This window comes from Paenibacillus algicola (assembly GCF_005577435.1).
Taxonomy (GTDB): domain Bacteria; phylum Bacillota; class Bacilli; order Paenibacillales; family Paenibacillaceae; genus Paenibacillus_AQ; species Paenibacillus_AQ algicola.
In genome coordinates, this window is the sequence record NZ_CP040396.1 from 2,701,792 (window position 1) to 2,715,697 (window position 13,906).

14 protein-coding genes are annotated in these 13,906 nt (G+C 54.2%); all 14 read right to left on the reverse strand.

Annotated elements, in window-relative coordinates:
• Positions 1 to 38 precede the first annotated feature (38 nt).
• Complete coding sequence (gene ylxM, locus E6C60_RS12535) at positions 39 to 389, reverse strand: YlxM family DNA-binding protein (RefSeq protein WP_138226155.1); 351 nt, start codon at positions 387 to 389, stop codon at positions 39 to 41.
• A gap of 129 nt (positions 390 to 518) precedes the next feature.
• A complete protein-coding gene (trhA, locus tag E6C60_RS12540; RefSeq protein ID WP_138227789.1) occupies positions 519 to 1,166 on the reverse strand; it encodes a PAQR family membrane homeostasis protein TrhA in 648 nt (215 codons plus the stop codon).
• Positions 1,167 to 1,283: 117 nt separating this feature from the next.
• The gene (gene ftsY / locus E6C60_RS12545; RefSeq protein WP_138226156.1) at positions 1,284 to 2,279 is read right to left on the reverse strand and encodes a signal recognition particle-docking protein FtsY; all 996 of its coding nucleotides are present in this window, start codon (positions 2,277 to 2,279) and stop codon (positions 1,284 to 1,286) included.
• 112 nt (positions 2,280 to 2,391) lie between these two features.
• On the reverse strand, positions 2,392 to 5,961 hold the full coding sequence (smc, locus tag E6C60_RS12550; protein ID WP_138226157.1) for a chromosome segregation protein SMC: 3,570 nt from the start codon (positions 5,959 to 5,961) through the stop codon (positions 2,392 to 2,394).
• A 176-nt stretch (positions 5,962 to 6,137) separates the two neighbouring features.
• Entirely contained in the window at positions 6,138 to 6,836 is a 699-nt protein-coding gene (rnc, locus tag E6C60_RS12555) for a ribonuclease III (protein ID WP_138226158.1), read from the reverse strand.
• A 12-nt stretch (positions 6,837 to 6,848) separates the two neighbouring features.
• Positions 6,849 to 8,087 (reverse strand): beta-ketoacyl-ACP synthase II, encoded by a 1,239-nt coding sequence (fabF, locus tag E6C60_RS12560; protein ID WP_138226159.1) that lies wholly within the window; start codon positions 8,085 to 8,087, stop codon positions 6,849 to 6,851.
• A 160-nt stretch (positions 8,088 to 8,247) separates the two neighbouring features.
• Entirely contained in the window at positions 8,248 to 8,481 is a 234-nt protein-coding gene (gene acpP / locus E6C60_RS12565; RefSeq protein WP_046677908.1) for an acyl carrier protein, read from the reverse strand.
• A 114-nt stretch (positions 8,482 to 8,595) separates the two neighbouring features.
• Positions 8,596 to 9,345 (reverse strand): 3-oxoacyl-[acyl-carrier-protein] reductase, encoded by a 750-nt coding sequence (gene fabG, locus E6C60_RS12570; RefSeq protein ID WP_138226160.1) that lies wholly within the window; start codon positions 9,343 to 9,345, stop codon positions 8,596 to 8,598.
• A 69-nt stretch (positions 9,346 to 9,414) separates the two neighbouring features.
• Entirely contained in the window at positions 9,415 to 10,347 is a 933-nt protein-coding gene (gene fabD / locus E6C60_RS12575) for an ACP S-malonyltransferase (protein WP_138226161.1), read from the reverse strand.
• A 50-nt stretch (positions 10,348 to 10,397) separates the two neighbouring features.
• Entirely contained in the window at positions 10,398 to 11,390 is a 993-nt protein-coding gene (locus tag E6C60_RS12580; protein WP_138226162.1) for a beta-ketoacyl-ACP synthase III, read from the reverse strand.
• An 8-nt stretch (positions 11,391 to 11,398) separates the two neighbouring features.
• A complete protein-coding gene (gene plsX / locus E6C60_RS12585; RefSeq protein WP_138226163.1) occupies positions 11,399 to 12,385 on the reverse strand; it encodes a phosphate acyltransferase PlsX in 987 nt (328 codons plus the stop codon).
• A gap of 25 nt (positions 12,386 to 12,410) precedes the next feature.
• Complete coding sequence (fapR, locus tag E6C60_RS12590; RefSeq protein ID WP_138226164.1) at positions 12,411 to 12,971, reverse strand: transcription factor FapR; 561 nt, start codon at positions 12,969 to 12,971, stop codon at positions 12,411 to 12,413.
• A gap of 190 nt (positions 12,972 to 13,161) precedes the next feature.
• A complete protein-coding gene (rpmF, locus tag E6C60_RS12595) occupies positions 13,162 to 13,335 on the reverse strand; it encodes a 50S ribosomal protein L32 (RefSeq protein WP_006211382.1) in 174 nt (57 codons plus the stop codon).
• A gap of 53 nt (positions 13,336 to 13,388) precedes the next feature.
• Entirely contained in the window at positions 13,389 to 13,898 is a 510-nt protein-coding gene (locus E6C60_RS12600; RefSeq protein ID WP_138226165.1) for a YceD family protein, read from the reverse strand.
• Between the last annotated feature and the right edge of the window lie 8 nt (positions 13,899 to 13,906).

Here is a 13,906-nt window from a genome sequence, read left to right on the forward strand (position 1 = left end):
ATTCCACCTCCATCCTTTCTTGATGGGATACGCTGCTATTATATCATCAATTCGTTCATCCATTCTCTGGCAGCCTGCTTGTCGCTGTCATTGAGGGAACTCTGTTCTAAGGTTCGCTTTAACTGATCCATGGCTCTGGTCCGGGACTCATGCTTGCTCAGCAGTCCCAGCTTGTCTTCATAAACCTCCAGCGCCTGCTCCGCACGCTTGATATGCTCATACACAGCCTGTCGGCTGATCTGAAATTCAGCGGCGATTTCGCCAAGGGAAAAGTCTTCATGAAAGTAATGCTTCAGAAACATCTGCTGCTTCTCTGTGAGCAGTGGCTCATAGAAATCAAAGAGCAAATTAATCCGGTTCGTCTTCTCGAGCCGAGTCGGCTGACTCATGTAAAAGCACCCCCTCGTCAAGGGTAAATACTTTACAGTTCACTTGACGAACCTTATCATACAAAAAACCAAGAAGGATGTCAAGCAAAGTTCCTTGTCATCCTCTTGGTTTTTTTTCAGGCATCAGCATTAGGAAATCGGCAGCAGATAAAGCAGTACGGCAAAGAAATGCAGCACGCTCCCGGCCAGGACAAACAAATGCCAGATCGCGTGGTGAAACGGAAAGCCTCTCCATACATAAAAGATCGTCCCCAGCGTATACAGCACGCCGCCGCCCACGAGCAGGTTCATGCCCTGCTGCGCCACAACCGCATTCAGCGGAGCCCAGGCTATAACAATAAGCCAGCCCATTGCGACGTAAAATACAGTGGACATGAACAGAAACTTTTTGACGAAGAAGGCTTTGAAAATGCAGCCGAACAGCGCAATTCCCCAAATAATGCCGAACAGGCTCCAGCCCAGCGGTCCGCGGATGGCAACCAGCAGGAAGGGCGTGTAGGTTCCGGCAATAAACAAATAGATGGAGGAATGATCCAGAAACTCGAAGATATCCTTCGCCTTTCCTTCCTTGAAGCTGTGCACCAGCGTTGAATTCATGTACAGCAGCAGCATCGTAGTGCCGTAAATGGTGAAGCTGACGACATGCCAGGCATTTCCCTTCAGGCTGGAAAACACAATCAGCAGCACCAGGGCAGCTACACTGAGCGCGGCCCCGATCCCGTGAGTAATCGCGTTCGCAATTTCTTCACGGCGGGGATAAGTATGCGTATTCGCCATATCTACAGTCCTTTCATCAAAGCTCGATGGTTTCATTATAAGGGGTTCCCCGGTCACTTTCCAGCAAGCTGCCCGGCGGACGATCCTCTGATGACTGCAGCTTCTTGCAGGAATACGCTAGATCGGCTCATCCTGTGCTTCTTCCTTGATCAAGCCTGCAAACAGGGCATGTACGAATTGCTCCGAGTCAAAGGTCTGGAGATCATCGGCCTTCTCACCGAGACCGACCAGCTTCACCGGCAGGTTCAGCTCCTGGCGGATTGCGACGACAATACCGCCCTTCGCTGTCCCGTCCAGCTTCGTCAGCACGAGTCCGGTCACACCGCTCTTCTCTCCGAACAGCTTCGCTTGACTCAGCGCGTTCTGGCCCGTAGTAGCGTCCAGCACCATCAGCACTTCATGAGGAGCACTCGGAATTTCACGCTGAATGACCCGGAAGATTTTGTTCAGCTCATCCATCAGATTGCTCTTGTTCTGCAGCCGGCCGGCAGTGTCGCAGAGCAGCACGTCCGCTTTGCGCTGCTTGGCAGCCTGCACGGCATCATACATGACCGCCGCGGGATCAGACCCCGCCTGCTGCTTGATCACCTCAACGCCGACACGCTGGCCCCACACCTCCAGCTGCTCAATGGCACCTGCGCGGAAGGTATCCCCTGCGGCGAGTACGACCCTCTTGCCCTCCTGCTTGAAGCGGTGGGCCAGCTTGCCGATGGTTGTCGTCTTGCCGACACCGTTGACGCCGACGAACAGGATGACCGTAATTCCATCCGGATTCATCCGCAGCTCGTTATTGTCGTCGCCGCGCAGCAGCCCCATTAATTTCTCGGACAGCACCGGCTGCAGATCAGCAGCGTCCTCAATGCGGCGTTTCTTCACCTCGGCCCGCAGTTCATCCATCAGCTCCATGACAGTTGAGACGCCAACGTCAGCACCAATGAGGATTTCTTCCAGCTCCTCGTAAAATTCCTCATCTATTTTTTTGCGGCGAATGACGAGGTCAGATACCTTCTCGACCAGTCCTTTACGGGTTTTCTCCAGGCCGTCGCGGAACTGCTTCGTGACGCTTTCCGTTTTGCTGGAGATGCTTTCTTTCAGTTTTTTGAAAAAGCTCATGGTTTCCCTCCGTGTCTGTAAGTTACGTGAAAGCCGCTGACCGCCCTGAACACATCAAAGACAGACGGTTCCAGCTCCTTCAACCTAAAATTTGTACTTTTGTTTGTCCAGGTCAAGCAATCACTGCTTCTTCATTTTCCAGCTTGACGGAGACGAGCTTCGAAACGCCGCCCTCCTCCATCGTGACACCGTACAGCACGTCCGCCTCCTCCATCGTTCCCTTGCGGTGCGTAACTACGATAAATTGAGTTTGCTCCGAGAATTCACGGAGATAACGTGCAAAGCGGACCACATTCGCCTCATCCAGCGCTGCTTCCACCTCATCCAGTACGCAAAATGGCACCGGCTTGACCTGGAGGATCGAGAACAGAAGCGCCATGGCTGTCAAAGCCCGCTCACCGCCGGAGAGCAGCTGAAGGTTCTGCAGCTTCTTGCCGGGTGGCTGGGCCACAATGTCGATGCCGGTTTCCAGCATCCGCTCCGGGTCCATCAGAATGAGATCAGCTCGCCCGCCGCCGAACAGCTTCGCGAAGACCGTGACGAATTCCTTGCGGATCGCATCGAATGTCGTTTTGAAGCGCCGGGACATCTCATCATCCATTTCCTTGATGACCTGGTAGAGCGTAGTCTTGGCCTCAATGAGATCCTCCTTCTGTTCATGCAGGAACTGATAACGTTCATTCACCCGCTGGTATTCCTCGATCGCACCGAGATTGACTTCGCCCAGCGAGGAAATGTCCCGCTTCAGCTCCCGTACCTCCAGCTGAACAGCGGGAACATCCTCCGGCACCGCATAACGCTGCTTCGCCAGCTCATAGCTGAGCTCATAATCATCACTCAGCTTTTTCAAAATGTTCTCCAGCTCCACATCCAGCCGGTTTACACCGATTTCCGTCTGTCTCAGCTGGTCCTCTACAAACTTCAGCTGATTGCGCTGCTCCCGGGTCTCATTCTCGGCCAGCTCCAGCTTCTGGCTCAGCTGCGCCCTTGAAGCCCGCTTAAACTCCAGCTGCTCTGCCGCTTCTTCCTTCTTCAAGCGGTAGTGGTTCAGATTCTCGGTTTGCTTCACACTTTCTAGCGCATTTTGCTCCAGCTCAGCGGTTACAGAGGTTAGCATTTCCCGGTTTTGGCGATGCTCCCGGCCATGGTTGCTGACATCGGACCTCAGGCGCTTGAAGCTCTCCTCCAGTGAGAAGATTTCCTGGTCGAGCTTGCCCTCGCGAACCTTCATAGAAGTCAGACTGCCCTGCAGCTCCTCCTTGGCGGATTCATTCGCTTTGCGGGCGAACGCCGCTGCCTGGATCGCCTGGTGCGTCTGTTTTTCTTTCTCCTCCAGCTCAGCCAGCAGCTTGACTGCCCGCTCCCGGGCGTCTCCGATCTCCTTCGCTTCCTGCTCCTGGCCGCTCTTCTCCTGGCCCGCGAGCTCGGCCTGCTCCAGAACATGGCGCAGCTCATGCTCCAGCTGCTTTCGGTCACTTGCAGCCTGCTGCTCTTCCAGACGCCGCTCATCTCCGTCACGACGCAGCTGGTCGAGTTTCTCCTGAGCCTCAGTCATCTGCCGCCGCACCTTGTCAATGCCTTGGCGAAGCTTGGACAGCTGAGCCTCTGACTCCTGGATTTCCTGATCCAGACTATCCAGCTGGCGTTTACGACCCAGTAAATTATTGCTTTTCTTGTGGTGACTGCCCCCGGTCATGGAGCCCCCGGCGTTGACCACATCTCCCTCCAGGGTAACCACCCGGTATCTGTAATGAAACCTGGCGGCAATCTTGTTCGCCTGCTCCAGCGTTTCAGCAATGACCACATTGCCCAGCAGGCTGCCAACAATGCTGCTATATGCGGGGTCAAACTTTACAAGCTCTGAGCCAAAGCCTACAAAGCCCTGCTCACCTTCAGCCAGCGACCGGTCCTGAGAGGATACCTGCCTTGGACGGATGACGTCCAAAGGAAGGAAGGTGGCCCGCCCCAGCTGACGCTGCTTTAGAAACTGGATCGCCTGGCGCGACACGGCTTCATTTTCCATTACGATATGCTGTACGGAAACTCCCAGTGCTGTTTCCATGGCAAGCTCCAGCTTCTCCGGCACTGTGATCAGCTCCGCAACTGCCCCATGAACACCCAATAGTGCCGACTTGCGCGCGGCCTTGAGAACCTCCTTGACGCCGAGCATAAACCCGTCAAAGTCATCCTGCATCTCCTGCATAGTATCGCGTCTTGCGATTTGGGCCTCCCGCTTCTGCTCCCATTTACGGAGCGCCTGCTGACTTTCGTCCACCAGCTTCTTCAGCGAGTGGTATCTCTCGCTCTCCGATATGTAGCCGCCCCGAAGCTCCGCAATCTCCTTCGCACAGCGCTCGATGCTGCGCTCAATGTCTTCTTTGCGCTGAAGCAGCTGTTCCTTCTGCTCATCCCATTTTCCGGATTCCTCCTGCGCCCGGCTCATTCGCTTCTCCAGCGCTTCCATTCGCTGATCTGCGTACCGGATTTCATTGCGAGCCTGTGCCATTTGGTTCATCAGCTCCAGCAGGCTGCCCTTCAGGCTCTCCTCCTGCTGCTGACTGATACCTCCGTTAACCCCCACGAGCTTGGCTTCTTCGGCAGAGAGGCTGTCCCGAAGCTGGGAAAGCTCCTGGTGCAGCGACTTCAGCTTCTCCTCCATGAACACCAGCTCGGCCTGACGCTCACTGAGGCGGGAGTCTCCTTGATCCACACTGCTAGTGAGCTGCTCCTTAGTACGCTCGAGATTCCGGCGCCGTTCCTTCAGCACCTCTGCATAGCCTTCGCTCTTCTCATAGGATTGACTGAACTGGAGCAGCTGGGATTGAATGCCTTCGACCTCCTCCTCCAGCTGCTTTAAGGCCAGACGGTCGCTCTCCAGCTTCGCATCATGGGCCGAGACAACCGTTGACAGAGACAGCTGCTCCTGCTTCAGCAGCTCCAGCTTCTCTCCTGCCTCACTCCAGGCGGTATGAATCTGTTCGATCTGGTACACATACAGAGAAATCTCTTTATATTTGAGCTGTTCCTTCAGCTCTTTGTATCGCATAGCCTTCGCGGACTGTTCCTTCAGCGGACCAATCTGATCCTCCAGCTCGGTCACCAGGTCATGAATTCGAAGCAGGTTCTGCTCGGTTTCATCCAGCTTGCGCACCGATTCCTTCTTGCGTGATTTATATTTGACAATGCCCGAGGCTTCTTCAAAAATCCCTCTGCGATCCTCCGAGCGGGTGCTTAAAATCTCTTCAATCCGGCCCTGGCCAATGATGGAATACGCTTCCTTGCCAATTCCCGTATCCATAAACAGCTCGGTAATATCCTTCAGCCGGCAGGGCTGGCGATTAATCAGATATTCACTATCGCCGCTGCGGTGGACCCGCCGGGTCACTGTCACCTCGCTGAAGTCGAGCGGAAGCACATGGTCAGCATTATCCAGGGTTAAAGATACCTCCCCATAATTGACCGCTTTACGAGCATCACTTCCGGCAAAAATGATGTCCTCCATCTTTCCGCCCCGAAGCGATTTCGCACTCTGTTCTCCGAGAACCCAGCGAATCCCATCGGATATATTGCTTTTACCGCTGCCGTTCGGTCCAACGACCGCGGTAATGCCCCGGACAAAATCCATCTCCGTCTTATCGGCAAACGATTTAAAGCCCGCTAACTCGATTCTTTTCAAGAACATATCTTCCCTATCACCTCAAACGTTATTGTACCATACCCCGATCTTTCTTCACCTGCGATCCCCTGTCTTTGCTTGTTCCCAGACAACGAAAAAGAGCAAAAAACAGTCGTCGCCTCTCTCTTACCAATGATTCGCGCGACTGCTCTTTGCTCTTTGTTTGTCCGCAAGGACCGCTGCTAGGCCTCAGTGGCTCGGATGCGCTTTAACGCGACCGCTGCAGCCTGCTGCTCTGCTTCCTTCTTGGAGCGTCCGCTGCCTCGTCCAAGACATTCGCTTCCCATGTGTACCTCAGAGACAAACTCCCGCTCATGCGCAGGTCCCCGCTCCTCTACAATCCGGTATTCCAGTGTTCCCATGCCGTGATGCTGTGTCAATTCCTGCAGCTCGGTCTTGTAATCGCTCATCTGCGGGCGTCCGTTTAGCGTAATGGAAGGAAATACATGATCATTCAAAAAAACACTGACGGCTTCCAGGCCCTGATCCAGATAGAGCGCTCCCACAAAGGATTCGAACACATCCGCGAGCAGAGCCGGGCGGGTTCTGCCGCCCGTCATTTCCTCGCCTTTGCCCAGCAGTACGTACCGGCCGAAATCCAGCTTCTCGGCAAATTTGACCAGCGAAGGCTCACATACAATAGCCGCCCTCAGCTTGGTTAATTCGCCCTCCGGCCGATCCGGATACTGATTGTACAAAAATTCACTGACCGTGAGCTCAAGCACGGCATCACCCAGAAATTCAAGCCGTTCATTGTCCTGATTCTGGGTGAACCGGTGTTCATTGACATACGAGGCGTGGGTAAAGGCTTGCTTCAGCAGCGTGCCGTTACGAAACCGGATCTGGAGTTTATGCTGTAACTGCTTCAGATCTCCACTCAACGCACTGTCCCCTTACTTACTGAATTTTTTAAGAATAATGGTGGCGTTATGGCCCCCGAATCCAAAGGAGTTGGACATGACTACGTCCAGGTCGCTTGGTCTTGGATGGTTTGGAACATAATCCAGATCACATTCCGGATCCTGATCCTCCAGATTGATCGTCGGCGCAATGGTCTGATGAGTCAGGCTCAGTGCACAAATGACCGCTTCCACGCCGCCGGCTGCGCCCAGCAGATGCCCGGTCATGGACTTCGTAGAGCTGACCGCCAGCTTGTACGCATGATCACCGAACGCCTTCTTAACCGCCAGCGTTTCCGAGCGGTCACCGACCGGCGTAGACGTTCCGTGCGCATTGATGTAATCCACCTGCTCTGGCGCAATGCCTGCGTCACGGATCGCCATGTTCATACAGCGTGCCGCACCTTCCGGATTCGGCTCCGTGATATGGTGAGCATCAGCGCTCAAGCCATAGCCAATCACTTCTGCATAAATCTTGGCGCCGCGCTTCTCCGCATGCTCCAGCGATTCCAGAATCAGCACACCGGCTCCTTCGCCCATAACAAAGCCGTCACGGCCCGTATCAAACGGTCGGCTGGCTTTCTCCGGCTCCTCATTGCGTGTCGACATCGCTCTCATGGAGCAGAAGCCTGCCATGCCGGTAGGACGGATTGTCGCTTCAGCACCGCCGCACACCATGACATCTGCGTCTCCCCGCTGGATCATACGCATAGAGTCCCCGATCGAGTGCGTGCCTGTAGCGCAGGCCGTAACCTGCGTCGTATTCGGCCCCTTGGCACCCAGGTTGATTGACATCTGGCCGGACGCCATATTAGCGATCATCATCGGGATAAAGAACGGGCTAACCCGCTTCGGACCCTTCTCCAGCAGGACATTATGCTGATCCTCCCAGGTGCCTAGGCCGCCAATGCCGGAGCCGATCGACACGCCTACGCGCTCCGCTTCTGCATTCTCGCCGATCACAATGCCGCTGTCCTCCAGCGCCTTGGAGCCGGCAGCTACCGCAAACTGCACGAACCGGTCCATCTTCCGCGCTTCCTTCCGGTCCATATAATCCTCAGGGTTGAAATCCTTCACCGACGCCGCAATCTGCGTTGGATAGTCGCTGACATCAAAAGCCTCTACCACCGAAATACCGGATTTCCCTTCCATCAGGCTGTTCCAGAAGGTATCCAGGTCCTGACCCAATGAGGTCATAACGCCCATACCTGTAATTACTACTCTCTGTTTCAAAACAGATCACCTCTATATAGACTGCACTTCCGCAATCGGAAGGGCTGCAGTAATAATCTTTCATGTGCTGCATGCATCAAGCATGAGTGGAGTTTTAAAAAGTCTGAGAATGAGGAGAAGTCCCGCCTTTCATCCAAAAGAACGGGACCCAATTGATTCCTTAGGTATGAGATTGTATGTACTTCACAACTTCACCTACGGTTGTAATTTTCTCCGCATCTTCATCAGAGATCTCCATATCAAACTCATCTTCCAATTCCATAACCAATTCTACTACGTCGAGAGAATCAGCTCCAAGGTCATCTTTGAAAGATGCTTCTAGTGTAACGTCGGCTTCGTCAGCACCCAGGCGGTCGACAACGATGCGTTTCACGCGTTCTAATACATCGGACATCCGGCTCACCTCCTCTTTGGACATTATACGAGATATGACTTCAAATTACCATAGAAGCCCTGTGAATTCATGGGCTGTCCAAGCCCCCGCTATTCATCATAGCTGACAGGGTCGTTACATATACATTCCGCCGTCCACATGAAGGGTCTGTCCCGTCATGTAGGAAGCACCGGCAGAAGCCAGGAACACTACGATCGAAGCGATCTCTTCCGGCTGTCCCAAGCGAGCCAGCGGAATATCGTTCAACAGCTTCTGGCGCATCTCCTCCGGCAGCTCCCGCGTCATATCGGTATCGATAAAGCCGGGGGCTACCGCATTGACCGTAATACCGCGGGAAGCCAATTCCCTAGCCGCAGACTTGGTCAGACCGATCACACCGGCCTTGGCTGCAACATAGTTCGACTGCCCCGGATTCCCTAAGGCACCTACTACAGAGGAGATGTTGATAATTCTTCCGGAGCGCTGCTTCATCATAGGACGAGTGACAGCCTTCAGACAATTGAATACTCCCTTCAGGTTCGTTTCAATGACCTGATCAAACTCCTCTTCCTTCATACGCATGATGAGGTTGTCTCTCGTGATGCCTGCATTGTTGACGAGGATATCTATCCTCCCCCAGGCAGACAGCACCTGCTTCACAAGCTCTTCCGCTTCGCCGCTGACGCCGACATTGCCCTTCAGCACGAGCGCCTCCACGCCTTTGGCGCGAATCTCCTCGGCGACCTGCTCCGCTGCAGCCTGGTTACCGGAATAGTTTACCGCTACATTCACGCCCTGTTCGGCGAGCGCAAGTGCAATACTGCGGCCGATTCCACGGGAACCGCCGGTGACCAGTGACGTTTGCCCTTCTAACATTCGTTTCATCCTAACACCTCCTTTTCTCAAATACAGAGCCACTAGAGCCTGTCTAAAGCTACAAGCCAACCGACATCCCTAAACCTTCGCTTCAAGCTCCTGCAGGCTAGCCAAGCTGTTAATATTTATCAGCTTGACATTCTTGTCAATCTTCTTAATCAGACCGCTCAGCACATTGCCCGGACCGATCTCGATAAATGTATCCACACCCTGCGAGATCATCCACTCCACGCTGTCATGCCAGAGCACAGGAGAGTATACCTGCTCAACCAGCAGACTGCGGATTTGAGAGGCGCTGTCCGCCGGCCGCGCTGTAACATTGGCCACGACAGGGATTTCCGGCTTCGCTAGCGTGATGTCTGCCAGCTTGCCAGCCAGACGCTCTGACGCCTCCTTCATCATAGAGGAGTGAAACGGTCCGCTGACCTCCAGCGGGATGGCGCGCTTGGCTCCAGCTTCCTTGATTCGGGCAGATGCAGCGGCTACGCCCTCGGCGGTACCGGAGATGACGATCTGTCCCGGGCAGTTCACGTTGGCCAGCTCTACAGAAAAGCCTTCCGCCGTAATGCTGCTGCACAGAGAGGAGAGACCTTCTCGCTCTGCACCCAGCACGGCAGCCATAGCTCCCTGTCCCCCAGGTACAGCCGCTTCCATATATTCTCCCCGGGCTCTTACCACCTTGACGGCATCCTGCAGGGTCATAACCCCGGCCGCAACGAGGGCACTGTATTCGCCCAGGCTGTGCCCAGCCACATAATGAGGCACAATGCCATGCTCGCGCAGTCCCTCCAGATAAGCAATGCTTGCTGTAAGAAGTGCCGGCTGTGTGTTCGCGGTTTGCTTCAGCTGTTCCTCCGGACCGTTAAACATGAGTGAGCTGAGGCTCCATCCGAGCTCCTGGTCCGCACTGTCCACAATCGCTTTTGAAGCCGGAATGGCATCATAGACATCCTTCGCCATTCCGACGGATTGGGCTCCCTGCCCGGGAAATACAAATGCAATCTTATTCAAGTGATAAGCTCCTCTCCTTGATATGTGGTGTAACTGCCCCCGACAGGGGATCACCATTTCAGGACAGCTGCTCCCCAGGTCAGGCCGCCACCGAAGCCGACCATAAGCACAGTATCGCCTTCCTGGATTCGTCCCTCCTCCAGCGCTTCAACAAGCGCGAGCGGAACAGAAGCGGCAGAGGTATTCGCATATTTGTCCACGTTGATCACTACTTTTTCCGGTGGTAATGACAAACGCTCCATCGCTGACTGAATAATCCGGATGTTTGCCTGATGCGGGATAAAGAGATCCACGTCCTCTTTGGACGCGCCGGCTTTCTCCAGCACCTTCTCCGTTGCTGTGCCCATCACACGGACAGCAAACTTGAACACTTCCCGGCCATTCATGAAGATGGAATGCTTCTTGGCCTCAATGCTTTCCAATGAAGCCGGCACGCGTGAGCCGCCGCCTTCAAGGTACAGGTGAGATCCCCCGGCACCTTCCGCTCCAAGATCAAAGGCCTTGAAGCCTCGTCCCTCCGGTACCTCGCCAAGGACAACGGCACCCGCGCCGTCGCCGAACAGGACGCAGGTGTTCCGGTCGGTATAATCTGTGATCCGCGACAGGCAGTCTGCGCCAATAACGAGGGCGTTCTTGTACATGCCGGTCTGCAAAAAGTTTACTGCTGTCGCCAGGCCATAGACAAAGCCCGAACAGGCTGCCGACAGATCAAAAGCCGCAGCTTTCTTCGCGCCAAGACGCTCCTGCAGCAGACAAGCTGTAGAAGGGAAGAACATATCCGGCGTTATGGTCGCCACAATGATCAGGTCCAACTCCTCACCGGACATGCCCGCAGCCTCCAGCGCTTTGACCGCAGCATGGTAAGACAGATCTGACGTTGCCTCCTCCGGAGCAGCGATATGGCGTTCGCGGATTCCGGTACGGGACACAATCCACTCATCCGACGTATCGACCATCTTCTCCAGATCCTGATTGGTCAGGACTTTCTCCGGTACGTATTTACCGGCCCCGATAATGCCAACCGGACGTAATTGGTTATTCATACTCTCACTCACTTCCTGCTGATTTCACTTGAGATACTCTGAACGAGATGATTCTGAACGGCAAACCTGGCCTGCCGGACAGCATTCTTGATAGCATTGGCATCAGAAGATCCATGGGCCTTCACGACAAGCCCCTTCAAACCGAGCAGCGGTGCGCCTCCATGCTCCTTGTAATCCATCATAGATTTCAGATTCCGCAATTGCGGCATCATCAGAGCAGCGGCCAGCTTAGTCTTCAGCGACTGCCCAAACTGCTCCTTCAGCAGCGAGAACAGCGTGCCTGCTGTGCCTTCGATGGATTTCAGCATAATGTTACCGGCGAAGCCATCGCACACAATGACATCACAGACGCCATTCATAATATCCCGTGATTCCACATTGCCTACAAAATGAATCGAAAGCGACTCCAGCAGCGGATACGCATGCTTGGTCAGCTCATTGCCTTTTCCCGCCTCGGTGCCGATGTTCAGCAGTCCGACCCGCGGCCGGGACAATCCGTGTACCTTTTCCCGATACAGGCTTCCCATCAAGGCATATTGCTGCAAATGCTCCGGCTTGGCATCCATATTGGCTCCCAGATCCAGAGCAAGCACTCCCTTGCCGTCCACGGTCGGGATCATCGGTGCGAGCGCAGGGCGCTCGATGCCCTCCATCCGGCCGACAACCAGCAGACCGGTTGTCATCAAGGCTCCTGTATTGCCGGCAGAAATCATTGCATCTGCTTGTCCCTCATGGACCATCCGCCCTGCAACGACCATCGAGGCATCCTTCTTGCGGCGGACGGCGCGAACCGGCTCATCCTCCGCCTCGATCACCTCGCTGGCAGGCTGGACAAGCAAATTTGAAGGGCGGTCTTTCAGCAGCGGCGTCAAGGCCGCCTCATTACCGACCAGAACAATTTCAGTATCCTTCCATTCCCGGGCAGCAGCCAGCGCTCCTTCTACATTACTGTGCGGGGCGTGGTCTCCTCCCATGGCATCAATTGCAATTCTCACTTGCGGTTTCCTCCTTCGAAAAGTGTCACTCGGCTGCCGAACGGTAGACGACAAAATTCCCTTGAAAAACCATTTCGTCACCGACGTAGGTGAACACCTCAACCTTCGCCTTTTGAGCAGCATGGGTTCGTACGTATGCCTTGGCAATACATTTCTCCCCCAGACGCACCTGTCTCAGAAACCGGATATCCGCAGAGGACGTCAGGGCAATCTCATCATTAATCACAGCCACCGCCAGCGAGTTCGCCTGAGCGAATACATTGTGTCCCCGGGCAATCTTCGTTCTGCTGAATACGTGCTCCTCCCGAATCTCAAAAATCGAAATCCCGCTCTTGTCCAGCTGCAAATCGACAATGTCTCCGATGACCTCCTCCAGCGACAGGGACTTGACCTGGTCGTAGGAGTGCTCGGCCATCTGCTTCATCCGTTCACGCAGCTCCGGAATCCCCAGCTCCATCCGATCAAGCCGTATCGTCTGAATGCTCACCTTCAGCTGCCGTGTCAGCTCCCGATCGGTGACAAAAGGGTTCTCCTCGATCATTCTCATCAGCGACTGGTGGCGTTCCTTCTTCGGAAGACGTTCCATGGTGCTTCGGCCTCCTTCTGCCGCAATAGCGCCGTCCATATAGTATATTTCAGCGGATGCTGCATGCATTCCGCTATATTTAGAACCTGGTACTAAGATTAAGTATAAAGGATGTCCCCCTAAAAAGAAAGAGAACACCGGACAAAAAAAATAGCACCTCACCATAGATGAAGTACTACTTGTAATAAAACTATTGTTTGATAATCTCTCTAGCTTTGTACGTTCCACACACTTTGCATACGCGGTGAGCCAATTTCAATTCTCCGCACTGCTCGCATTTCACCATGCCTGGCACAGCCAGCTTAAAGTGAGTACGACGCTTGTCACGACGTGTTTTGGACGTTCTACGTTGAGGTACTGCCATGTTCCCACCTCCTTATCCGTTCAGCCCGCCAAGACGGGATGTTAAATCCATCATCATTTAAAAAAGTCCTTCAGCCCGGCCAGCCTCGGGTCGATCACTTCCGTGTCGCAGCCGCAGGAGCCTTCATTCAAATCTCTGCCGCATTTCGGACAAAGACCGCTGCAGTCCTTCCTGCACACCGGGGCCAGCGGTAAATAGAGCAGCAATGCTTCCTTCACATAGTCGGCAAGATCCACACTCTCACCTTCTACATACGTGATATCATCATTTTCATCCTGGAGGTTGTCCAGGCTGTCTACCGGCTGGAATACTTCATGAAAAGGGATGTCTACATGTTCGTTCACCGGATCCAGGCATCTGGAGCAGTGCATAACCAAATCGCCTTGCAGGCGCCCGGTTACAACTATCGAGCCGTCAACGGAGGATCTTGCAGCCAAATCCGCTTGAAGCGGCTTCACCTCAATAATATCCTTCCGGCCCTTCACCGTCTGACTGACATCCACGGTTTGATGGAATTGTAACGGTTGATCGCTGGTTGTCAATTTACGAAATTGAATAAGCATATCCATCA

Coding starts and splice junctions, on each gene's coding strand:
- trhA (WP_138227789.1), bottom strand. CDS start 1,166: ATGGCGAATACGCATACTTATCCCCGCCGTGAAGAAATTGCGAACGCG.
- ylxM (WP_138226155.1), bottom strand. CDS start 389: ATGAGTCAGCCGACTCGGCTCGAGAAGACGAACCGGATTAATTTGCTC.
- acpP (WP_046677908.1), bottom strand. CDS start 8,481: ATGTCCGATGTATTAGAACGCGTGAAACGCATCGTTGTCGACCGCCTG.
- smc (WP_138226157.1), bottom strand. CDS start 5,961: ATGTTCTTGAAAAGAATCGAGTTAGCGGGCTTTAAATCGTTTGCCGAT.
- E6C60_RS12600 (WP_138226165.1), bottom strand. CDS start 13,898: ATGCTTATTCAATTTCGTAAATTGACAACCAGCGATCAACCGTTACAA.
- ftsY (WP_138226156.1), bottom strand. CDS start 2,279: ATGAGCTTTTTCAAAAAACTGAAAGAAAGCATCTCCAGCAAAACGGAA.
- fabG (WP_138226160.1), bottom strand. CDS start 9,345: ATGAAACGAATGTTAGAAGGGCAAACGTCACTGGTCACCGGCGGTTCC.
- E6C60_RS12580 (WP_138226162.1), bottom strand. CDS start 11,390: ATGAATAACCAATTACGTCCGGTTGGCATTATCGGGGCCGGTAAATAC.
- fapR (WP_138226164.1), bottom strand. CDS start 12,971: ATGGAACGTCTTCCGAAGAAGGAACGCCACCAGTCGCTGATGAGAATG.
- rpmF (WP_006211382.1), bottom strand. CDS start 13,335: ATGGCAGTACCTCAACGTAGAACGTCCAAAACACGTCGTGACAAGCGT.